The sequence below is a fragment of the Campylobacter sp. BCW_4338 genome, assembly GCF_001763255.1.
Classification (GTDB): domain Bacteria; phylum Campylobacterota; class Campylobacteria; order Campylobacterales; family Campylobacteraceae; genus Campylobacter_D; species Campylobacter_D jejuni.
This window is the reverse complement of record NZ_MJYJ01000061.1, coordinates 1-22866: the sequence shown is the minus strand read 5'-3', so window position 1 is coordinate 22866 and position 22866 is coordinate 1. Positions and strand designations below refer to the sequence as shown.

The window sequence follows — 22866 nt, the reverse complement described above, 5'->3', positions numbered from 1 at the left end:
TATAAGTAAGATTAAGATAAAATACAAGTTTATTTTATAATTTTTTAAGGAAAAATCAAATGAAAAGAACTTATCAGCCGCATGGCACTCCAAGAAAACGCACTCATGGTTTCCGTGTTCGTATGAAAACTAAAAATGGTCGCAAGGTGATCAATGCAAGACGCGCTAAAGGTAGAAAAAGACTTGCTGTGTGAAAAATTTTGATAAATTTAGCACAAACGAGGAATTTTCATCTGTATATAAAGTAGGTAAAAAATGGCATTGCGAAGGTGTGATCATTTTTTATCTGAATAGTTATGAAAAAAAAATAGCAGTTGTTGCTAGTAAAAAAGTTGGAAAAGCAGTGGTTAGAAATCGTTCAAAACGAATTTTAAGGGCTTTGTTTGCTAAGTTTGAAAGATATCTTCAAGATGGCAAATATATTTTTGTAGCTAAAAATGAAATCACTGAACTTTCTTTTTCTAGGTTAGAAAAAAATCTAAAATGGGGATTGAAAAAACTAGAATGTTTCAAATGATATGCCTAAAAATACTCCGTTTTTATCAGAAATTCTTAAGCCCTTTAAAACCCGCTGCTTGTAGGTATTATCCTAGTTGTTCTGAGTATGCACTTTGGCAGTTTCAAAAAAAGAATTTTTTTCTAGCTTTTTTTTCTACTTTTTTTAGAATTTTAAGATGTAACCCTTTTTTTAAAGGGGGATTTGATTATCCTAGAGTTTCTAAAAATTTTTATCCTATGAATTTATGTTTTAAGCCTATATTTTTAGCAAAAAAACAACTTTGTTTTTTATACATACCTTATAAAAATAAAAGTTTTTATCTTATAAAAATCATCTTTAAAAGGACAAATCAGTGAATAATTCAAATAATATTTTTCAGCAAAAGCGTATACTTTTGGCTGTTGTGATTTCTTTTTTATTTTTTGTTGTTTATGATTATTTTTTCATTCCAAAGCAACCTTTAAAAATAGAACAAAACATTACACAACAAAATCAACAAAACACAAGCATAAATAACACTCCTAATATACAAAATACCACCACAAATACTCCAAGTGCGGCTTTAGTTTCGCAAGATAGTGTGATATCTAAGGTTCAAAGCAAACATTTTGAAGCACAAATTGACTCTTTTGGTAGAATTTCTGCTTTTTATTTAAAAGATAAAAAATACCAAAATGAGAAAGGGGAATTTATAAATCTTGTTAGCAAGGAAAATAGTCCTTATCCTTTAGAAATGCGTTTTAGTGATCCAAGTATTAACTCAGAGGCTTTTAAATTTCCTTATATTGCTAACTCTAGCAATCTTTTTGTTGATGAAAATGGAAGTCAAGTTTTAAAACTCACTCAAAATCTTTCCGGATTGAAAATCGAAAAAGATATTACTTTTTATCCAAAAGGAAATTATGAGATAGAAGTTAAACTCAGCAAAAATGCAAATTATTTTATAAGTCCAGGATATCGTCCAAATATTGCCGTAGATAGTTATACAGTTCATGGTGCTTTGGTAATGGATAATAAAGAAACCATCGAAACTTATAAAGATGGAGATGTAGAGAAGGATGAAAGTGCTAATAATGTCGTAATGACTTCGGCTTTTGATAGATACTATGCAACTTTCTTTTATAATTTTGATAAACCTTTAAATGTGGCAATCAGCAAGGATGCTAATAAAAACCCTATAGTTTTTGCTTATAGTGATAATGAATTTAAAGCAGGGGGTTATATAGGTTCTAAAGAACATGTGATTTTAAGAAGTATAGATCCACGCCTTGAAGCAGTTGTTGAATATGGTTGGTTTACTTTTATTGCTAAGCCTATGTTTGAGTTTTTGAATTTCTTACACCAGTATATAGGAAATTGGGGTTGGGCTATCGTTGTGATGACTTTAATTGTGCGTATTATTTTATTCCCACTAACTTATAAATCTATGATTTCTATGAATAAACTTAAAGATCTTGCTCCTAAAATGAAAGATATTAGAGAGCGTTATAAAGGCGATCCACAAAAAATGAATATGCACATGATGGAGCTTTATAAAAAACATGGTGCAAATCCTATGAGTGGTTGTTTGCCTATACTTTTACAAATTCCTATTTTCTTTGCTATTTATCGCGTTTTGCTTAATGCTATTGAGCTAAAAGCAGCTCCTTGGGCGTTTTGGATACATGATTTATCGGTAATGGATCCTTATTTTATTTTGCCTATTTTAATGGGTGCAACGATGTTTTTACAACAACTTATCACACCTATGACTATACAAGATCCTATGCAAGCTAAGATTATGAAATTTTTACCAGTGATTTTTACTTTTTTCTTTATCACTTTCCCAGCAGGACTTACGCTTTATTGGTTTGCAAATAACCTTTGTTCTTTGGTTCAACAATGGGTTATCAATAAAATATTTGCTAAAGAACATCACAAAAAAACAAGTGGAGCATGAAAAATGAAAATCGAAGCCATTGATCTTCAAAGTGCCTTAACAGAAGCTTCAAGAAGTTTAGAATGTTCTGTGATGGACTTAGAATATGAGATTATTCAGCATCCAAGAAAAGGTTTTTTTGGATTTGGAAGAAAAAAGGCAATTATAGAGGCTAAAGCAAAAAAAAGGATTTTGAAAAAAAATCCTAAAAAAGAATTTACAAGTTCAAAAAATCACAAACCAGAAACACATGAGCCAAAACAAGAAAACAAGATTGAAATAAAAAATGAAAAAAATAAAAGTCAAAAAGAAAAATACACAGTAAAAAGTGATGAAATTTTTGATAGTTTTCATCGAGAAAGCAAAGGAGTGCGTAATACTCAGGATATTTTAGATGAGATTCGTATTCAGCTTGTAAAACTTTTAGAAAGCTCCCAGTTTAAAATAGAGCTTAGTGAACTTAGAATGTATGATGAAGATTGTGTTTTGATTCGATTGGATGGGGAAGATGCTGCTTTGATGATAGGCAAAGAAGCACATCGTTATAAGGCTATTTCTTATCTTTTGCACAATTGGATCAATTTAAAATATAATCTTTTAGTGCGCCTTGAGATCGCTCAATTTTTAGAAAATCAAATTCAAGGTATGCAGCTTTATTTACAAAGCGTGATTGAAAAAATTAAAATTCATGGACGCGGACAAACCAAACCTTTAGATGGGGTTTTGATAAAAATCGCTTTAGAGCAGTTAAGAGCTGAATTTCCAGATAAGTATGTAGGAATTAAGCAAAATAATGATCAAAGATTTGTTGTAATAAACGACTTTTTCAAAAAAGATGAGTGATACTATAGCGGCTATTGCCACAGCTCATGGCGTGGGTTCGATTTCTATTGTAAGATTAAGCGGTGAAAGAGCTTTAGAATTTGCCTTAAAGCTTAGCCACAAAACCAAACTCACCCCCCGCCATGCTACTTTTACAAAACTTTTTAATCAAAACAATGAAATCATCGATGAAGCTATAATGATATATTTTAAAGCTCCTTATAGTTTTACAGGTGAAGATATAGTAGAGTTTCAAACTCATGGAGGATTTAGTGTGAGTGAAGTTTTACTCGAAGAACTTGTGAGTTTAGGGGCAAGACTTGCTTTAGCGGGAGAATTTAGCAAAAGAGCGTGTTTAAATGGCAAAATGACTCCTTTAAAAGCCTTAAATATACAAGATCTCATACTTTCAAAATCTGCGCTTGCAGCTAAAATTATAGCACGCAACATGCAGGGAAATCTAGGAGAACTTTTAGAAAAAATTCGCACAGATTTGGTTAAAACTTTAGCTTTTGTAGAAACTAGTATTGATTATGCTGATGATGATTTACCTTCTGATTTATTACAACAAATTTCTACTATGTGTGAAGAAAATTCTAAAATTTTAAAAGAAGTTTATACACTTTCTCAAAGCAGAAAAGGACTTATAGAAGGTTTTAAAATCGCTATTGTAGGTAAGCCAAATGTAGGCAAATCCTCGCTTTTAAATGCCTTGCTTTCTTATGAAAGAGCTATTGTTTCAGATATAGCGGGAACTACTCGTGATACTATAGAAGAGAGCTTTAAACTAGGAACGCATTTATTGCGCATTATAGATACAGCGGGTATTAGAGAAAGTAAAGATGCTATAGAACAAATCGGCGTAGCTTTAAGTAAAAAAAGTTTAGAAGATGCAGATATTATTTTGGCAGTCTTTGATGCTTCAAGAGTGCAAGATAAAGAAGATGAGAAAATTTTTGACTTATTAGCAAATACTGATAAAAAAATCTTTTGGATTTTAAATAAAAGTGATTTAGAAAATGTTTTCAAAAATACTCAAAATAAAAATTTTATCAAGCTTAGTGCTCAAAAAGACATCGCTTTGTTAAAAGAAGAATTGCAAAATTATCTTAATTCTTTTGATAGCGAAGGTATTATGGTAAGTTCTTTAGATCTTATTAATGCTTGTAAAATTTCAAGCGAAGCGATTTTTAGAGCTAAAGGACTTTTAGAGGAAAGTTCTTTAGAACTTTTTGCTTTTGAACTTAATTTAGCTATTAATGAACTTGCAAGATTTACTAAAGATTTTCAAAGAGATGAAATTTTAGACGAAATGTTTGGTAATTTTTGTTTAGGAAAATGAAAGGATAGAAATGGATAAAGAAACCATAAAAGCACATAAAATCAGCGATGAAGAATATGCACAAATTTTAGAAATTTTAGGACGTGAGCCAAATTTATTAGAACTTGGGGTTATTTCTGCGATGTGGAGTGAGCATTGCTCTTATAAATCCAGTAAAAAATATCTTAATGGTTTTCCAACTAAAGCACCTTGGGTGATTCAAGGTCCAGGTGAAAACGCAGGGGTTATTGATATCGGGCAAGGTATGGCAGCGGTTTTTAAAGTGGAAAGTCACAATCACCCTAGTTTTATCGAACCTTTTGCAGGTGCGGCTACAGGAGTAGGGGGAATTTTGCGTGATGTTTTTACTATGGGTGCAAGAGTGGTTGCGGGGCTAAATTCTTTAAAATTTGGCGATATTCATGATGAAAAATGCGGCAAACATCAAAAATACCTTGTTAAAGGCGTGGTAAATGGAATTTCTCATTATGGAAATTGCATGGGTGTGCCAACTATAGGCGGAGAATGTGCTTTTGATGAGTGTTTTAATGGAAATATCTTAGTTAATGCCTTTGCTTTAGGGGTTTGTAAAAGTGAAGATATCTTTTATGCTAAGGCTGAAGGTGTAGGAAATCCTGTGATTTATGTGGGTTCAAAAACAGGGCGTGATGGACTTGGTGGAGCGGTTATGGCAAGTGATAGCTTCAATGAAGAAAGCAAATCTTTGCGTCCTACAGTGCAAATTGGCGATCCTTTCAGTGAAAAACTTCTTATGGAGGCTTGTTTAGAGCTTTTTAAAACCGATTATATTGTGGGTATTCAAGATATGGGTGCTGCAGGGCTTACTTCAAGTTCTTTTGAAATGGCAGGAAGAAGTGGCAGTGGCATGAAACTTTACCTAGATAAAACTCCTATGCGTGAAAGCGGTATGACTCCTTATGAGTTAATGCTTAGTGAGTCTCAAGAAAGAATGCTTATTTGTGCAAAAAAAGGCTATGAAGATAAGGTTATAGAAATTTTTAAAAAATGGGATTTAGATGCTGTGGTTATGGGTGAGGTTACCAATACAGGAAAAATGGAACTTTTTTGGCATGATGAGCTTGTAGGGCTTATTCCTATCGAGCCTTTAAGTGAAAAAGCGCCGATTTTAAGTCGTCCTATAAGTGAGCCAAAATATTTAAGTGAAATTAAAGACTATAAATTTGAGCTAAAATCAAGTATTCAAGAGCTTTTTATACAAATGCTTCAAAATGAAAATATTAATAATAAAGCTTTTATTTATGATCAATTTGATTCAAGTGTGCAAACCAATACCATAAAAGCTGATGGAAGATTGGGTGCTAGTGTTATTCGTATCAAAGAAAATGGTGCAAGTGTGGCTATGGCTATAGAATGTAATTCACGCTTAAATTATGTAAATCCTAAAATAGGAGCAGCTTTAGCAGTAGCTTCTGCAGGAAGAAAGGTTGCTTGCACAGGAGCTAAGCCTTTGGCAATAAGCGATTGTTTAAATTATGGAAATCCGCAAAATCCTGAAGTGATGTGGCAATTCGCACAAGGTTGCGAAGGTATTAAAGAAGCTTGTAAAGAGTTAAATACCCCAGTAGTAAGCGGCAATGTTTCACTTTATAATGAAACCAATGGTGTAAGTATTTATCCAAGTCCTACTATAGTAAGCGTAGGGGTTTTAGAAGATGCAAATAAAACCTTAAAAGCTAGTTTTGAAAAAGAAAATTTAAGCGTTTATCTTTTGGGTGAAAGTTTAGGAGAATTTGGCGGATCTATGGTAATGAAAATCCAAGATAAAAAAGTATCAGGAAGTCTTAAAGAGCTTGATTATAAAGCTGAACTTGCACTTTGGGATTTGCTTTATAAAGCCAATCAAAATTCTTTACTTGAGTGTGCCAATAGCGTAGGAATAGGGGGTATTGCTATGACTTTGGCAAAAATGTTTGCTATTTCTAGTGTGGGTGCAAATTTAATAAGTGGTTTTGATGATGAAAAAATGATTTTTGATGAGAGTGCAAGTCGTGCTATAGTAGGGCTTAGTAAAGAAAATGAAGAAGCTTTTTTAAATTTAGCTAGAGAATTTGGAGTAAAAGCTTATAAATTAGGTGTGAGTACAAGCCAAAAACATTTTAAACTTGATAGTATTGAGTTAAGCAAGGCTGAACTTGATAAGTTTTATTTTGAAAGTTTTAAAGAGCAAATCTAATGACTTTAGTTTTAATTATACTCGTTGTTTTGGTGTTTTACTGGTATTATAAAACTTGGGGAAAACAGGATTTTTTAAACTCAGCCACAAGAGGAGCCAAAGGCTTTGCTAAGGGTTTTGCTCGTGGAGTTATGGAAGAAAGAATGGATGAGTTTAAAAGGCGTATGAATTACTATGTTATCGCACTTTTGGCAAAAATTGCAAAAAGCGATGGCAGAGTAAGTGAAAATGAAGCTGAAATGATCAAAGATCTTTTAGATGCAAATGCCAAAGATGAAAAAGAAAGAGCTTTTTTAAAAGCAAGTTTTAATGAACATAAAGAAAATTTAAGCGATGCTTTTTATGTGGCAAAAGATTTTTTAAAAGAAGTGCCTTTACCTAAAAATGAGCGTTTTAATGTCTTGCGTGTGCTTGTTTTTATGGCTTTAATCGATGCAGATTTTAATGCTAAAAAGCGTGAAATTTTAGAGCAAATCGCTAAAGCCTTTGATATAGCAAAAAGCGAATTAGATGCTTTTATTGCAAGTCTTTCAAATTTAAAAAGTTCTAAAAAAGAATTAAGTCTTGATGAAGCTTTTACTATTTTAGAACTTCCAAATAATGCAGATTTAAATGCGGTAAAAAAACAATACCGCAATTTAGCAAAAAAATACCATCCTGATATTTTAAACGCAAACAATGTCAGCGAAGAAGAGCTTAAAATCGGCGTAGAGAAATTTCAAAAAATCAACGAAGCTTATGAAAAAGTTAAAAAACATTTAGAAAGGTAAAAATGAGAGCATTACTTAGTGTGAGTGATAAAGAAGGCATAGTAGAATTTGGCAAAGAGCTTGAAAATTTAGGTTTTGAGATTCTTTCAACTGGGGGGACTTTTAAGCTTTTAAAAGAAAATGGAATAAAAGTTATAGAAGTGAGTGATTTTACAAAGAGTCCTGAGCTTTTTGAAGGGCGTGTGAAGACTTTGCACCCTAAGATTCACGGTGGGATTTTGCATAAAAGAAGCGATGAAAATCATATCAAACAAGCAAAAGAAAATGAAATTTTAGGCATTGATCTAGTTTGTGTAAATTTATATCCTTTTAAAAAAACTACCATTATGAGCGATGATTTTGATGAAATTATAGAAAATATCGACATAGGCGGACCTGCGATGATAAGAAGTGCAGCAAAGAACTATAAAGATGTGATGGTGCTTTGCGATCCACTTGATTATGAAAAAGTGATTGAGACTTTAAAAAAAGGTCAAAATGATGAGAATTTTCGTTTAAATTTGATGATAAAAGCTTATGAGCATACAGCAAATTACGATGCTTATATTGCAAATTATATGAATGAACGCTTTAATGGAGGTTTTGGAGCGAGTAAATTTATAGTAGGACAAAAAGTATTTGATACAAAATATGGAGAAAATCCACATCAAAAAGGGGCTTTATACGAGTTTGATGCCTTTTTTAGCGCAAATTTCAAAGCCCTTAAAGGCGAAGCAAGTTTTAACAATCTAACCGATATTAACGCAGCTTTAAATTTAGCTAGTAGTTTCGATAAAGCTCCAGCTATTGCTATAGTAAAACATGGAAATCCTTGCGGTTTTGCTATAAAAGAAAATTTAGTACAAAGCTATATACATGCTTTAAAATGCGATAGCGTCAGTGCTTATGGAGGAGTGGTTGCAATCAATGGAACTCTTGATGAGGCTTTAGCAAATAAAATCAATGAAATTTATGTAGAAGTAATCATTGCAGCCAATGTAGATGAAAAAGCTTTAACCGTGTTTGAAGGTAAAAAACGCATTAAAATTTTCACTCAAGAAAGTCCGTTTTTAATCCGCAGTTTTGATAAATATGATTTTAAACATATTGATGGGGGTTTTGTATATCAAAACAGCGATGAAGTAGGCGAAGATGAGCTTAAAAATGCAAAGCTTATGAGTCAAAGAGAGGCAAGTAGGGAAGAATTAAAAGATCTTGAAATCGCTATGAAAATAGCAGCATTTACCAAATCAAACAATGTTGTTTATGTAAAAAATGGCGCTATGGTGGCTATAGGTATGGGTATGACAAGTAGAATCGATGCAGCAAAGGCAGCAATCGCTAAAGCTAAAGAAATGGGAGTTGATTTGCAAGGTTGCGTTTTAGCAAGTGAAGCCTTTTTTCCTTTTAGAGATAGCATAGATGAAGCAAGTAAAATAGGGGTTAAAGCTATAGTAGAACCAGGCGGAAGCATAAGAGATGATGAAGTGGTAAAGGCGGCTGATGAGTATGGTATGGCGCTTTATTTCACAGGCGTAAGACATTTCTTGCATTAAGTTTAATGGAATGTTATGTTTTTTACACATAATTCAATAAAAATTAAATAAATTATGTGTAAAATATTTCCGAAAAATTTTATTTTTAGGAAACTATGATGTTTAAAACTATAGGATTTAAGGTTTCTGCTGCAATTTTTGTGGTGTTGCTTATAAGTTTTATTGTAATGCAAGTGATTTTAAATTTGGACTTTAAAAATACTGCCAATAAAATGAGCAGGGCAAATTTAGATACCGTAAGTACTTCTGTTTTTCAAACAATGAGAATGGCTATGAATTTAGGAGATCCTGAAAAAATTAAAGAAGCCATTGAAGATGCAAAAAGTATAGAGGGTATTAGTGATATTAAAATTTATCCTTCAAAAGATACTATAGATCTTTTTGAGATGAAAGCCCCTCAAATTTCAAATGATAAGCGTATTATAGAACAATTTTCAAATCCTAAAATTCAAGCTTTAGAAGAAAATGTAAATGGTGTTGTGCATTTAAGATTGATACGCCCTTTGATTGCAGATGAAAGTTGTGTTGCTTGTCATGCAAATGCTAATGTAGGGAGCGTGATAGGGGTTATGGATATATCGCATTCTTTAGAAGGTGTTCAAAAAGATATAAGTAAAACCAGTCAATCTTATATTATAATATTTACTATTGCTTTGATTTTTACCCTTTGTGTGGTTCTTTTAATGCTTAAAGTTGTTGTTGGAAAGCCTGTTTTAGAGCTTTTAAATCATGCTAAAGAATTAGCTCAAGGAAGTGGTAATTTAAAAGCTCGTATTTCAGTTAAAGGTCAAGATGAAATTGCTTTAGCTTGTGGATATATCAATCAATTTATCGAAAAAACTCACAAGGCAGTTAGCGGTGCAAGTCATAATTCAAAAAATGTAGAAAAACAAAGCAATCTTTTAAATTCAAATGCTATTTCTTTAAGTGATATCAGTTCACAAAGTCATAAGCAAATAGATCAAAGTTTTAAACTTGGTGCAAATGTTGGCAATGAACTTGGAGAACTTGCTAGTTTGTCAAATAAGGCAAATAGTGCCAATGAAAAATCCTTTTTATTATTAGAGCAAATGCTTAAATCTTTGTTTAATGTTGCTAATAAAGTATCAACAGTATCTCAAAATGAAAATGAATTGGCTAAAAAAGTTGAAAACATGGTTAATCAAGCAGGTAATATACAAAAAGCAACTCAAATGATGGATGAGATTGCAGATAAAACCAATTTACTATCCCTAAATGCTGGCATAGAAGCAGCTAGGGCTGGTGCATTTGGACGAGGTTTTTCTGTAATTGCTGAGGATGTTAGGCAGTTGGCTCAGAACAGTGAAGAATTTTTGGGAAATGTAGCTCAAATTACAAAAGAGCTTTTGCAAAGTATTAATGAGGTTAGCGCAGAATTAAAGAAAAATGCTCAAAGTATACAAGCTTTAAATGATGACACCATTTTATTGGTTGATGATGCTAATGAGGTTAAATTATGCAACGAAGATGCTAGGGCTTTGGTAACTCAATGTACTGAAAAAATAAAAATTTCCCAAGAGAATATACAAAATTTACTTTCTCGTATGCAAAAAAATGTCGAAGTAAGTGAAAAGAATGAAGAAATTTCTAAAATTCTGCTTCAAGTTGCAGATGAGTTAAAAATAGTGTGTCATAATCTCGAAAGTGAACTTAACCAATTTCAAATTTAAAGGAATAAAATGAAAAAAACGCTTCAAATTGCTTTAGCTGCAACTTTTTTTGCAGGTTGTGCTAGTACTTCTGTTACTTCATCTACTTCTAAAGGTAATAATGAACTTGTGCAAAACCAGCTTTTCAAAATAGAAAAAATTATAGTTAATGGCAAAACTTTTGAACCAAAAAACGCAGAGGAAAGTCCAAATATTAGTTTTGAAAATAATAAATTTTATGGTTATTCAGGATGTAATCGTTTTTTTGGTTCTTACCAAACTAAGGCAGATACTTTGCAAATCGAAGGTGATCGCGTAGCTTCAACTCAAATGCTTTGTCACCCAATGGATGTAATGGATTTTGAAAATTCTTTCCTTTCAAATTTCAAAGGAACTTTTAAAATTTCAAATGAAAATGGAAAACTTGTTTTAAGTAATGATGAAATGAAAATCTTTTTTAAATAATATCCTAAAGCCTCGAAATATCGAGGCAATCTTCTTAAATTTGACAAAAGTCCAAAAAATGATACAATTATAATTTTATTATCAAAAAAGGTAGTTAAATGATAAAATCAATTCCTGAATGGAGCGAGCAAGAATACCTCATACTTTCTTTACCTCATGAAAAAAGCGATTGGAGTCCATATTTAGAGGAAATTTTGCAAAGTTATAAAGAATTTGTAAAAGTGGTAAGTGAATTTCAAAAAGTTTTACTTATAGCTCCTAAACAGAGTGATTTTGAAAATTTTAAAGATATAAAAAATGTAGAGTTTTTTAAATGTGATACAAATGATACTTGGATACGTGATTTTGGAGCTATAGATATAGTAGAAAATAGTCGTTTAAAGGCTCTTGATTTTACTTTTAATGCTTGGGGAAATAAATTTCAAAGTGAGCTTGATAATGCTGTAAATTCTAAGCTTTTTAAAGAAAAATTTAAAGAGGGGCTTAAAAAGGTGGATTTTGTTTTAGAAGGAGGAAGCATTGACTTTAATGGAGAAGGCGTGATGCTTACAAGCTCTCATTGTCTTTTAAATGAAAATAGAAATTCTCATCTAAACAAAACTCAAATTGATACAAAATTAAAAGAATTTTTTGGTTTAAAGCAAATTATTTGGTTAGAAAATGGTTTCATAAAAGGTGATGATACAGATCATCATATCGATACCTTAGCAAGATTTATAGATAAAAATACCATAGCACATTGTATTTGTGAAGATGAAGAGGATGAGCATTATTTGCCTTTGCAAAAAATGAAAGAAGAGCTTAAAAAAACAGGCTTTGATTTAGTAGAACTTCCTATACCTAAGCCTTTATACTATAAAGGAAGAAGATTGGGGGCGACTTATGCGAATTTTGTTTTTATAAATAATGCTTTAATTGTGCCTTTTTATAAGGATAAAAATGATGAAATCATAGCTAAAAGACTTTCTAAAGCTTTACCCAATCATAAAATTATAGGAGTAGATGCAAGAGTGTTTTTACGACAAAACGGTTCTTTGCATTGTTCTTGTCAAAATCGTTTCAAAGGTTTAAGATGAGTTTGCAAAAAAAAGCAACTCTTGTAGCAAGTTTATGTGCTATTGTTTTAGCCCTGGTTAAATTTATAGTAGGCTTAACAAGTGGTTCTGTTGCAGTGCTTTCAAGCGCGATTGATTCTTTGATGGATTTTGTTATTTCTGCTTTTAATTTTTTAGCTCTTAAAAAAAGCTCACAAAAGGCGAATGAAAATTATAATTTTGGTTTTTCTAAAATTGAAGCTTTAATGGGTTTGTTAGAAGGTGTTTTTATAGTTGGCGTGGGGATTTTTATTTTTTATGAGAGTATTTTAAAGATTTATTATAAAGAAGAAATTAAAGATTTAAATTCAAGTATCTATGTGATGATTTTTGCTTTAATTATGACTTTTTTTCTTGTGCTTTTTTTAAATTATGTAGCTAAAAAAACCAAAAGTTTGATTATAGAAAGTGATGCTTTGCATTACAAAACAGATTGTCTAACCAATGTTTGCACTTTGGGAGCTTTGGTTTTGATTTATTTTACAAATTTACATATTATTGATGCTATTTTTGGGATAGTGATCAGTCTTTATACGGCATTTTCTGCTTTTAAAATCATTAAAAAAGCTTTGGCTTTTTTAATGGATGAGGCTTTGCCCAAGGAACAAGTGGATAAAATTTGTACTTTGATTTCTAATAATCCTGAAATAATTTCCTATCATGAATTAAAGACGCGTAAAACTCCAAGTTGTAATTATTTAAGCGTGCATTTGGTTTTTTGCCCTATAATTTCGCTTTTAAATGCGCATAGAATTTCAGATGAAATAGAAGAAGGTGTGCGTAAGATGTTTGAAAATGAAAAATGGGATATACAAATTCATTTAGATCCTTATGATGATGCAGAACAAGAAAGGCAAAGACAATGAAAATCGCTTTAATACAACAAAAATTTCACTCAAACAAAGAACAAACTATAAAAAAAACTTGCGAATTTATAGAAGAAGCCTCTAAACAAGGAGCTGAGCTTATTTGTTTGGGAGAACTTCATCAAAGTGAGTATTTTTGTCAAAGTGAAAATGTGGATTTTTTTGACTATGCTAATGATTATGAAAAAGATGTGAAATTTTGGGCAAATATAGCTAGAAAAAATCAAATAGTGCTTATTACTTCACTATTCGAAAAACGAAGTGCTGGACTTTATCATAATACTGCAGTGGTTTTTGAAAAAGATGGTTCTATAGCAGGCAAATATCGCAAAATGCACATACCTGATGATCCTTGTTTTTATGAAAAATTTTATTTTACTCCTGGAGATTTGGGTTTTGAACCTATAAATACAAGTTTAGGTAAGCTTGGAGTGCTTATTTGTTGGGATCAATGGTATCCTGAAGCAGCAAGAATTATGGCTTTAAAAGGAGCTGAGATTCTTATTTATCCCACGGCAATTGGTTGGTTTGATAAGGATGAAGATGAAGAAAAACAAAGGCAGCTCAATGCTTGGCTTGGTGTTCAAAAAGGACATGCTATAGCTAATGGTTTATATGTAGTAGCTATCAATAGAGTAGGTTTTGAAAAAGATGTAAGTGGGGTAGAAGAGGGCATTAGATTTTGGGGAAATTCTTTTGTTTTTGGCCCTCAAGGTGAAGAACTTTGTCTTTTAGATTCTCAAAACGAATGTGTAAAAATCATAGAAATAGATAAAAAAAGAAGTGAAAATGTGCGTCGTTGGTGGCCTTTTTTGCGAGATAGACGCATAGAATATTTTGCAGATTTAACTAAAAGATTTATTGATTAAATCAATAAATCTTATTTGTTTTGTATATTTTCAAGATAGCTTTTTATTTGCTCTTTTTCTTGTTCGTTTAAATTTATAAAACTTATTTCTTTAAGTCTTGATAAAAGCAAATTATCTTCTAAAATTTCATTTTTTCCTATTTCTAAAGAAGTGATGACGCTAGAACTTATGAGAAGTCTTTGGGTTGCATCTTTTTTTAAGCCCCATATATTATGTATGGCAATATTATTATCTGTAATTTGTCCTGCATAAAGCATAATATGTCCAGGTAAATAAAGTAAACTAAGATAAGCTTTCCCAAAGCGGTTTAAAAAATCTTTTTTTTGAGAATTGCTAAGAGTGCTTATATCAAAATGATTAAAAGAATTTTTTTGTGCAGCTGAATTTCTTGGTAGATAAAGTCCAAAAGCTGAAAAGATATCACGAGTTAGTAAAGAACAATCTCTTTCAAAATTATAACCGCCCCAGCCATAAGGCAAATTTAAAACTTGTGAAAGTTGATTTTTTAAATTTTTATCATTGAATTGTAAAGGAAATTTAGATACATCTTTTTTAGAAATTTTATATTTTTTAGAACCTATTTTTCCATAAAAATAGTTTTTATCTTCTTTGTAGCAAGGATAAATAGCGCCAATTCTACTTTCAAAGAAAAATTTACCATCCTCGCTATAGATAGGAAATTTTTCTTTTAGTGGTGTGATAAAGTTGAGATTTTCATAGATTTTCGCTCTATCGTTTGAGAAAAATTCCAAATTTTTACTTTCAACAAATCCAAATCCAGCTTCACCTAAAACAAAAGCATAACGCTTATCTTTACTAAAATGTGAAATTAAGACAGGGGTTCCAGCATTTAAAATACCATCGCTTGCATAGTCAAAAGGAATTCCTTCATTTTCAAAAAAAGGATTTTTTAAGATAGCTCTTTGGGTTGGAAGATTTTTAATGATTGTATTTTGGATAATTAAAGCTTTTTGATTAAGTTTACCGAATTCTTGGATATTTGCATTATTTATAGCGTTTTTAAACCATGAAAGTGGAATAATTTGTTTATTGAAAAAATAATAAGTATTTTTTGAATTTAAATATAAAGGAAAGGACCAAAAAATATTTTGTCCTTTGTAATTTTTAAACGAATCATGCCAAGGGTTAAAGAAATATTTTTTATATCGTTTTGCATCAAAATTAATATCGTAAGCAAATTGTGGCAAAATGCTTACATTTTGTTCGTATTCAAGTTTTGCATAATGTTGATTTTCATTTTTTTGTTCTAAATTTTCATGATGAAGTGAAGTTAAATTTTTTGTTGAACAAGCTGTTAAAAATAGCACTATAAAAGTAAAATATAAACAAGATTTCATAATCAACCTTTTAGAAAAAATAGTTATAATTAAAGCCAAGGAAATATAATGCTTGATAAACTAGAAAAAATTTTAGCTTATGATAATGTTTTTTTAAGTGGTGGTGCTGGAGTTGGTAAAAGCTTTTTGACAAATGAGCTTATCAAATCTTATAGAAAACAAAAAAAATTAGCCATAGCTCTTGGTTCTAGTGCTCTATCGGCGTTTAATATAGGCGGTGTTACTTTACACAGCTTTTTTTGTTTAGGGTATTGTGATGATATGATGAAATTAAGTGCGTTGGATCGCAATCAAAAACAAAAAGAAAAATTAACAAAACTTAAAGAACTTTTAAAAACGATTGAGCTTATTATTATCGATGAAATTTCCATGGTTAGTGCAAGTGTTTTTGAAATGATAGGTTTTAGACTTAAAAATTCTCAATTTAATGGAAAAATTTTAGTTGTAGGAGATTTTTTTCAATTGCCTCCCGTAGTTAAAGAAAAAAAGGAAACTTTATTTAACCATTCTTATTATGCTTTTTCTTCATTTTTTTGGCAAGATTTAAATTTTAAGAATGTTAAACTTTCTCAACCTAAAAGAACGCAAAATATGGAATTTTATAACCATTTATCTTTGATTAGACAAGGTTTTTTAGATGAAAAAATTTTAAGCTTTTTTGAATCTTTGCGAATTGATTATAAAGAATTAGAAAATTTAGAAGATGATTATACTTTACTTTGTGGTATCAATAAAAAAGTAAACAATATTAATCAAGAAAAATTAAGCAAACTTGAGACCCCGCTTGTATGCTTTAAAGCTCAGGTTAAAAAAGAAGATAAGAGAATAAAAGATGAAGAGCTTGATTCTTGGATTAGAAGCTTAAATATATTGGAAGAATTAAATATTAAAATAGGCGCTCGTATTATTTTTTGTGTAAATAATTGGGATAAGAATTATTATAATGGAGAGCAAGGCATTATAGAAGATATTCTTTATGAAGAGGAGAAAATTTATATTAGCATTATTAAAAATAATGGGATGAAAATTTTACTTGAACCTTATACTTTTTTCATGGAAGAACTTGAGCAATCAGGTAAAGATTTTGTTGTTAATATTCTCGCAAGTGTTACACAGTTTCCTATTAAATTAGCTTATGCTATTACTATACACAAATCACAAGGTATGAGCATTGAAAAATTAGTGTGTGATATTGATCATATTTTTGAAAATGGACAGCTTTATGTCGCTCTTTCTCGCGCTACAAACCCAAATACTTTAAAAATTTATTCTACAAAAAAGATAAATTTTGGATTTTATTTTGCTAATATTTTAAAAATAGATTCTAATGTGATCGAATTTTATAAAAAACATAATTTTTTAGATCTTGAAATACAAGAACAAATCATTTAAAGGCATTAAATGAAAAAAATATTTTTAAGTGTTTTTTTGGTTTTGAGTTTAAATGCTCAAAATCTTGAAATAGATAACATAAGAACAGATTTGTATTCTAAAAGTGGGACAAATGTTCTTAAAAAAGTTGAAATTTCTTTGGAATTTGATGGGAATAATTTAAAAGAAAATGAAAATAAGTTAATTGATGCTGTAAATACAGTAATTTCAGGATTTTTTTACGAAGATATTTTTACAGAAATTGGAAAAAATAATTTTAAAAAGACTTTAGAAAAATTTTTAGATAAGAAATATAAGATTAAATTAGATGATATATATATCATATCTTTAAGCGGAGTGGAAAAATTTGATTTAGAGGAGTTTAAACGCTTTTTAGAAAGCACTGAGGCTAAAGAGAAGGGTATGGGCAGCGAGGTAAAAAAAGCACTTGAAAACTTAGAAGCTCCTAAAACTCAAGTTCCTAGTGTTGAAAAGATCTCAACTCCTAGTGTTCCAAATTTAGAAGTCAAACAAGTTGAACAGCTTTTCAAAGATTCAGATGAAGAAAATAAAAATGACAATGGAGAAATCAATATAGATAATTTAAATACACCTAAAATGACTCCAGATATAGAAGAAAAAATTAAAAGAGATTTAATCGCCAATCCTCCACAAATATTCAAAGAAAATAACGCAAGCAAGCCTTATCATTTACCACAAACAGGTTATGATATAAAGCTTGATGAAAATACAACGCAAAATTAGCGAACTATGTCATAATTTTGTGGAATTTTTGCCTTAAAAACATCGGAATTAATTTTTGGATTTTTAATTTGATTGTTTAGATTGATTATAACATCATTTTCAAATTCATCTTTATAGGATATGCTTTGAATTTGCTCTTGATTGAGTTTAATTGTATAATTTATATTATCATATTTTGCTACAAGTTTATCTTTATCTATAAGACTTGCTTTTTTGAAAATTTCATTAAGATTTGGAATGTTATCAAGATGAGAGAAAATGACTTGCTCTAGATCGTGCTCTATTATGGTTACTTGATTTTTGTTAATATAAATCTCTTTTTTACTAGGAGTATCATAACTCCAATATGCTTGATCTTTACTCAGTATAAAATGTCCAGAATAAGAAAGTGTAGAGTTTTTGGATTTTACTATTTGGATAAAATCGCTTGAAAAGGTATTAAAATTAAGATCAAGGGCAAAAAGTTGTCCTATAAAAATAAAAAATATCAAGAATGTTTTTTTCATTTATTTTCCTTAAAAAAATTATATTTTTTATATCATTCTAGCTAATTTTAATTAAATAATCGTTATAATGATAGTTTGAAAAATTTATAAAGGTTTAAAAATGTTTTTAAATACCTTAAAAGCCGTTTTTGGAACAAAAAATGATCGTGAAGTTAAAAAATACTTCAAGCGTGTAGCACAAATCAATGCTTTAGAAGGCAAATATCAAAATTTAAGCGATGATGAATTAAAAGCCGAATTTGCAAAATTTAAAGAGCAAATTTTAAGCGGAGAAAAAAACGAAAATGATATCTTAAATGATGTTTTTGCTATAGTCAGAGAGACAGGTAAGAGAACTTTAAATATGCGTCATTTTGATGTGCAGTTAATCGGTGGTATGGTTTTACACGATGGAAAAATCGCAGAAATGAAAACAGGAGAAGGTAAAACCCTTGTAGCGACCTTGCCTGTTGTTTTAAATGCCATGAGTGGCAAAGGCGTACATGTCGTTACAGTGAATGATTATCTAGCCAAAAGAGATGCTGAGCAAATGAGTGCGATTTATAATTTTTTAGGTTTTAGCGTAGGCGTGATTCTTTCTTCTCAAAATAGTGACATAGAGCACAAGCAAGCTTATGATTGCGATATTACTTATGGAACCAATAATGAGTTTGGTTTTGATTATTTGCGTGATAATATGAAATTTTCAAAAGTTGAAAAAGTTCAAAGAGAGCATAATTTTGTTATTGTAGATGAAGTAGATAGTATTTTAATTGATGAGGCAAGAACTCCGCTTATCATCAGCGGCCCTACAAATCGCACTTTAGATGGTTATATTAAAGCCAATGAAGTAGCTAAGCAAATGCAAAAAGGCGAAGCAGTTTTACCTCCTGCAAAACCTGAGGGTGATTTTGTGGTAGATGAGAAAAATCGTAGTGTTTTGATTACCGAAGCAGGTATTGCTAAGGCTGAAAAACTTTTTGGTGTAGAAAATTTATACAGTCTTGATAATGCTATCTTAGCACATCAGCTTGATCAAGCTTTAAAGGCACATAATCTTTTTGAAAAAGATGTGCATTATGTTTTAAGAAATAATGAAGTTATCATCGTTGATGAATTTACAGGGCGTTTAAGTGAAGGACGTCGTTTTAGCGAAGGATTGCATCAAGCTTTAGAAGCCAAAGAAAATGTAAAAATTCAAGAAGAAAGCCAAACACTAGCAGATATTACTTTTCAAAATTATTTTAGAATGTACAATAAACTTGCAGGTATGACAGGAACTGCACAAACAGAAGCGACTGAATTTTCTCAAATTTATAGTTTAGATGTTATTTCTATACCGACAAATATTCCTATTAAAAGACAAGATAAAGATGATCTTATCTATAAAACTCAAAATGAAAAATTTAAAGCCGTAATTGAAGAGATTAAAAAAGCCAATGCTAAAGGTCAGCCTGTGCTCGTAGGAACCGCAAGTATAGAGCGCAGTGAAGTTTTTCACAATATGCTTGTAAAAGAGAAAATCCCTCATCATGTTTTAAATGCTAAAAATCACGAGCAAGAAGCTTTGATTATCCAAGATGCAGGTAAAAAAGGTGCCGTAACTATCGCTACAAATATGGCAGGTCGTGGTGTGGATATAAAAATCGATGATGAGATTAGGGCTTTGGGTGGGCTTTATATCATAGGTACAGAAAGACATGAAAGCCGCCGTATTGATAATCAACTTCGTGGTCGTGCAGGAAGGCAGGGCGATCCTGGAATAAGTCGTTTTTATCTAAGTTTAGAAGATAATCTTTTAAGAATTTTTGGCGGGGATCGTATTAAAAGCATTATGGATCGCTTAGGTATAGAAGAGGGCGAAAGCATAGAGTCAAGAATCGTTACAAGAGCGGTTGAAAATGCGCAAAAAAAAGTAGAAAGCTTACATTTTGAAAGCAGAAAGCATTTGTTGGAATACGATGATGTAGCAAATGAACAAAGAAAAACTATTTATCGTTATCGTAATGAGCTTTTAGATGAAAACTATGATATTAGAGCTAAAATTTCTCAAAATATCGCTGAATATAGCGCAAATGTAATGAATGATTATATGCTTGATGAAAGCGGTTCTAATGTAAATTTTGAAAATTTGAAAGCAAAAATTTTATATGAGTGTTCAACTCAGATTAGTGAAAAAGATTTTGAAAATTTAAGCGTCATTGAAATGCAAGATAAGCTAAGTCAAATTCTTGAAAATTCTTATAACGAAAAGATGTCAAGACTTGAGATTAAAGAATTGCGTAATATAGAGCGTATTTTATATTTGCAAGTTTTGGATAATGCTTGGAGAGAGCATTTGTATCAAATGGATATTTTAAAAACAGGAATAGGACTTCGCGGATACAATCAAAAAGATCCTCTTGTGGAATATAAGAAAGAAAGTTATAATCTTTTCTTGGAGCTAGTTAATCGTATTAAATTTGATAGTATTAAACTACTTTTTAGTGTGCAATTTAATCAAGAAGAGGTACAAAATTTAGAAAATAAAGCCAATGAAGAAAATGAAAAGCTACTTCAAAGCTCAGTAGAAATGGGCGCAAGCGAAGATAATCTTGGCGAAGTTGAGTTTAAAAAAGTTCCACGCAATGCTCCTTGTCCTTGCGGAAGTGGAAAAAAATTTAAAGAATGCCATGGAAAAAGTGGTCCTAAGCAAGGAATTTTAGCTTGAATAAAAGCGTTTTAAAATATTTACTTTTTAAATATTTAAGATTTGATAAAGAACAACCCTTTATCAATCTTTCTATGCTTTTGGCCTTTTTAGGAGTTTGTGTAGGACTTTGTGTTTTGCTTGTAGCTATGGCAATTATGAATGGTTTTGATAAAGAATTTGAAAAACGCTTTTTTGTGATGAATTATCCTATTACTATTTTGCCTAAATTTTACGCTCCTGTAAATGATGAATTTATAGATGAGTTAAGAAAAACATTTCCAAATTTGTTATTTAGCCCTTATATAAGCACTCAAGTTGTTGTAAAGGGAGATAATCGTTTTGAAGGTGGTGTGCTTTTTGGCGTTAATTTTAATGATGAAAAAAAAATAAACGAAGTGGTTGCTAAAGCTTTAAAGGATGAGAATTTAAGTGGTTTTGATATACTTGTAGGATCAGCACTTATTGATGAATTTGGTTTGCATAAAAATGACAAACTTGCACTTATTTTTTCAAATCTTAATCCTAGTGGATTTTCTTTAGTACCGCAAACTAAACGTTTTGATGTTAAAGCGCGTTTTACTTCAGGGCTTGCATTTTATGATAAAGCTTATATGTACACAGATGTTGATGCATTGAAAAAAGTACTTGGAATGCCTAAAAATCCAAATTATGATGGAGTTCATGTATATAGTGATAATGCTTTTAAGGATGTTGAAAAAATTAAATCTTATTTAAAAGATGATTATGCTGTGGTAGGTTGGTGGGAACAAAATAAAAATTTCTTTTCAGCCTTAGAGCTTGAGAAAAGAGCGCTTTTTATAGTGTTGATGCTTATTATTTTGGTTGCAAGTTTAAATATAGTAAGTTCTTTATTGATGATAGTAATGAATCGTCGCAGTGAAATAGCACTTTTACTTGCCCTAGGTGCAAGCAAAAATGAGGTAAAAAAGAGTTTTTTTGCCTTAGGCATGCTTATTGGCGGCGGCGGTATGATAGTGGGTGTGATGCTTGCATTTTTTGCTTTATGGCTTTTAGGAAATTTTGATATTGTAACTTTACCTGCTGATGTTTATGGAACCAGTAAATTACCACTTGATTTGTCTTTAATGGATTTTTCTTTAACCATTATAGGTGCTTTAATAATCATAGCTTTATCGTCTTTTTATCCTGCAAAAAAAGCAACTCAAATTAACATTTTAGATACTTTAAGAAATGAATAAATTGTAATTTTGGAGATTTTTATTGTCTTTGTTTATCCAAAAAAATAAGAATTTTAAACCTTTAAAACCTCTATCAAAGTCAAAAATAATCACTAATTTAATTCTTTTGATTTTATTTTTAATATTGTTTTGTTATTGTAGTTTTAGTATAAGTGCTTATCATTTTGATTTTAGTGCAATTGCGACCTATAAAGAAAAATTTCTTCAAGGTTTTTTAAATACTTTAATAATCAGTTTTTTTTCTTTATTACTGAGTATAATTTTGGGTGGAGTTTTTTGTGCTTTTTCTTTAAGTTCAATTGTTTTTTTAAGATTTTTATCTACATTTTACATAGAGCTTATCAGAGGAACCCCTTTACTAGTGCAGGTATTATTGATATATTATATCGTTGCAAATAATTTAGGACTTGATAATCGATATGTGGCTGGAGTTATTATTTTATCATGTTTTTCTGCTGCTTACTTAGCTGAAATATTTAGAGCTGGAATTTTAAGTATTTCTATATCTCAGCTTGAGAGCGCTAGGGCTTTAGGGTTAAAAGAGATGCAGGTTTTTGCGTATGTAATTTTTCCCCAAGCTTTAAAAAATATTTTAGCACCTCTGAGTGGACAATTTGCAAATTTAATTAAAGATAGTTCCTTATTAAGCGTTATTGCTGTAAATGAATTAACCCAAAGTGCACAAGAGATAAATTCTTATACTTTTGCTACTCTTGAAGCTTATGTAATTTTGGCTATTACATATCTTGTTTTGACTTTACCTATAAGTATATTTTCTCGTTATTTGGAGAGAAAATGCCAAAAATGATTTAAAAAAGCTTGACAAATAGAGCTAATTTTGGCATAATCACATTTTTATTTCAGAAAGTGTCTCGTTAGCTCAGCCGGTAGAGCATCTCCCTTTTAAGGAGGGGGCCGTTGGTTCGAATCC

At 30.7% G+C, this 22866-nt stretch carries 21 protein-coding genes; 19 read left to right on the top strand and 2 right to left on the bottom strand.

Annotated features, from left to right (window positions below; genetic code table 11):
- Positions 1–59: 59 nt before the first annotated feature.
- From rpmH to AJN69_RS06285, 14 genes are all read left to right on the top strand, one after another.
- A complete protein-coding gene (rpmH, locus tag AJN69_RS06350; RefSeq protein ID WP_002776864.1) occupies positions 60–194 on the top strand; it encodes a 50S ribosomal protein L34 in 135 nt (44 codons plus the stop codon).
- Complete coding sequence (rnpA, locus tag AJN69_RS06345; RefSeq protein WP_002853349.1) at positions 191–517, top strand: ribonuclease P protein component; 327 nt, start codon at positions 191–193, stop codon at positions 515–517. Before rpmH ends, rnpA begins: the two co-directional genes overlap by 4 nt.
- Positions 514–855, top strand: coding sequence for a membrane protein insertion efficiency factor YidD (yidD, locus tag AJN69_RS06340; protein WP_002865962.1), 342 nt, complete (start codon positions 514–516; stop codon positions 853–855). The genes rnpA and yidD overlap by 4 nt, the downstream gene beginning before the upstream one ends.
- On the top strand, positions 852–2438 hold the full coding sequence (yidC, locus tag AJN69_RS06335; protein WP_002861707.1) for a membrane protein insertase YidC: 1587 nt from the start codon (positions 852–854) through the stop codon (positions 2436–2438). Before yidD ends, yidC begins: the two co-directional genes overlap by 4 nt.
- A 3-nt stretch (positions 2439–2441) precedes the next feature.
- Positions 2442–3260 (top strand): Jag N-terminal domain-containing protein, encoded by an 819-nt coding sequence (locus AJN69_RS06330; protein ID WP_002853389.1) that lies wholly within the window; start codon positions 2442–2444, stop codon positions 3258–3260.
- Complete coding sequence (mnmE, locus tag AJN69_RS06325; RefSeq protein ID WP_002881663.1) at positions 3253–4581, top strand: tRNA uridine-5-carboxymethylaminomethyl(34) synthesis GTPase MnmE; 1329 nt, start codon at positions 3253–3255, stop codon at positions 4579–4581. Before AJN69_RS06330 ends, mnmE begins: the two co-directional genes overlap by 8 nt.
- Positions 4582–4591: 10 nt before the next feature.
- Entirely contained in the window at positions 4592–6775 is a 2184-nt protein-coding gene (gene purL / locus AJN69_RS06320) for a phosphoribosylformylglycinamidine synthase subunit PurL (protein ID WP_070247943.1), read from the top strand.
- Positions 6775–7545 (top strand): DnaJ family molecular chaperone, encoded by a 771-nt coding sequence (locus tag AJN69_RS06315; RefSeq protein WP_002881661.1) that lies wholly within the window; start codon positions 6775–6777, stop codon positions 7543–7545. Before purL ends, AJN69_RS06315 begins: the two co-directional genes overlap by 1 nt.
- Before the next feature lie 2 nt (positions 7546–7547).
- The gene (purH, locus tag AJN69_RS06310; RefSeq protein WP_070288143.1) at positions 7548–9080 is read left to right on the top strand and encodes a bifunctional phosphoribosylaminoimidazolecarboxamide formyltransferase/IMP cyclohydrolase; all 1533 of its coding nucleotides are present in this window, start codon (positions 7548–7550) and stop codon (positions 9078–9080) included.
- A gap of 98 nt (positions 9081–9178) precedes the next feature.
- Positions 9179–10771, top strand: coding sequence for a methyl-accepting chemotaxis protein (locus tag AJN69_RS06305; protein WP_070288141.1), 1593 nt, complete (start codon positions 9179–9181; stop codon positions 10769–10771).
- A gap of 9 nt (positions 10772–10780) precedes the next feature.
- On the top strand, positions 10781–11215 hold the full coding sequence (locus tag AJN69_RS06300; RefSeq protein WP_070247951.1) for an META domain-containing protein: 435 nt from the start codon (positions 10781–10783) through the stop codon (positions 11213–11215).
- Between the two features lie 98 nt (positions 11216–11313).
- Positions 11314–12291: an agmatine deiminase family protein gene (locus tag AJN69_RS06295; protein WP_070247953.1), complete on the top strand. Its 978-nt coding sequence runs from the start codon at positions 11314–11316 to the stop codon at positions 12289–12291.
- Positions 12288–13175 carry a cation diffusion facilitator family transporter gene (locus AJN69_RS06290; protein WP_070247955.1) on the top strand — a complete coding sequence of 296 codons (888 nt, stop codon included), beginning with the start codon at positions 12288–12290 and terminating at the stop codon, positions 13173–13175. Before AJN69_RS06295 ends, AJN69_RS06290 begins: the two co-directional genes overlap by 4 nt.
- Positions 13172–14044: an N-carbamoylputrescine amidohydrolase gene (locus AJN69_RS06285; protein ID WP_002871473.1), complete on the top strand. Its 873-nt coding sequence runs from the start codon at positions 13172–13174 to the stop codon at positions 14042–14044. The genes AJN69_RS06290 and AJN69_RS06285 overlap by 4 nt, the downstream gene beginning before the upstream one ends.
- 11 nt (positions 14045–14055) lie before the next feature.
- Here the strand turns inward: AJN69_RS06285 and AJN69_RS06280 are convergent, their stop codons facing one another.
- Positions 14056–15402, bottom strand: coding sequence for an SH3 domain-containing C40 family peptidase (locus AJN69_RS06280; protein ID WP_070247957.1), 1347 nt, complete (start codon positions 15400–15402; stop codon positions 14056–14058).
- A gap of 48 nt (positions 15403–15450) precedes the next feature.
- On the opposite strand from AJN69_RS06280, the gene pif1 reads away from it, so the two are divergent.
- Positions 15451–16794: an ATP-dependent DNA helicase Pif1 gene (gene pif1 / locus AJN69_RS06275; protein WP_070233127.1), complete on the top strand. Its 1344-nt coding sequence runs from the start codon at positions 15451–15453 to the stop codon at positions 16792–16794.
- Between the two features lie 9 nt (positions 16795–16803).
- Positions 16804–17538, top strand: coding sequence for a hypothetical protein (locus AJN69_RS06270; RefSeq protein WP_070233129.1), 735 nt, complete (start codon positions 16804–16806; stop codon positions 17536–17538).
- Here the strand turns inward: AJN69_RS06270 and lolA are convergent.
- Positions 17535–18044, bottom strand: coding sequence for a LolA-like outer membrane lipoprotein chaperone (gene lolA, locus AJN69_RS06265; RefSeq protein WP_002871477.1), 510 nt, complete (start codon positions 18042–18044; stop codon positions 17535–17537). The genes AJN69_RS06270 and lolA overlap by 4 nt on opposite strands.
- Positions 18045–18144: 100 nt before the next feature.
- Between lolA and secA the strand changes: the two genes are divergently transcribed.
- The 3 genes from secA to AJN69_RS06250 are packed head-to-tail and all read left to right on the top strand — an operon-like array spanning position 18145 to position 22743.
- Positions 18145–20733, top strand: coding sequence for a preprotein translocase subunit SecA (gene secA, locus AJN69_RS06260; protein WP_070288139.1), 2589 nt, complete (start codon positions 18145–18147; stop codon positions 20731–20733).
- Positions 20730–21935, top strand: coding sequence for an ABC transporter permease (locus AJN69_RS06255; RefSeq protein ID WP_070210846.1), 1206 nt, complete (start codon positions 20730–20732; stop codon positions 21933–21935). The genes secA and AJN69_RS06255 overlap by 4 nt, the downstream gene beginning before the upstream one ends.
- A 22-nt stretch (positions 21936–21957) precedes the next feature.
- Complete coding sequence (locus AJN69_RS06250) at positions 21958–22743, top strand: amino acid ABC transporter permease (protein WP_053872395.1); 786 nt, start codon at positions 21958–21960, stop codon at positions 22741–22743.
- Positions 22744–22866: the final 123 nt, after the last annotated feature.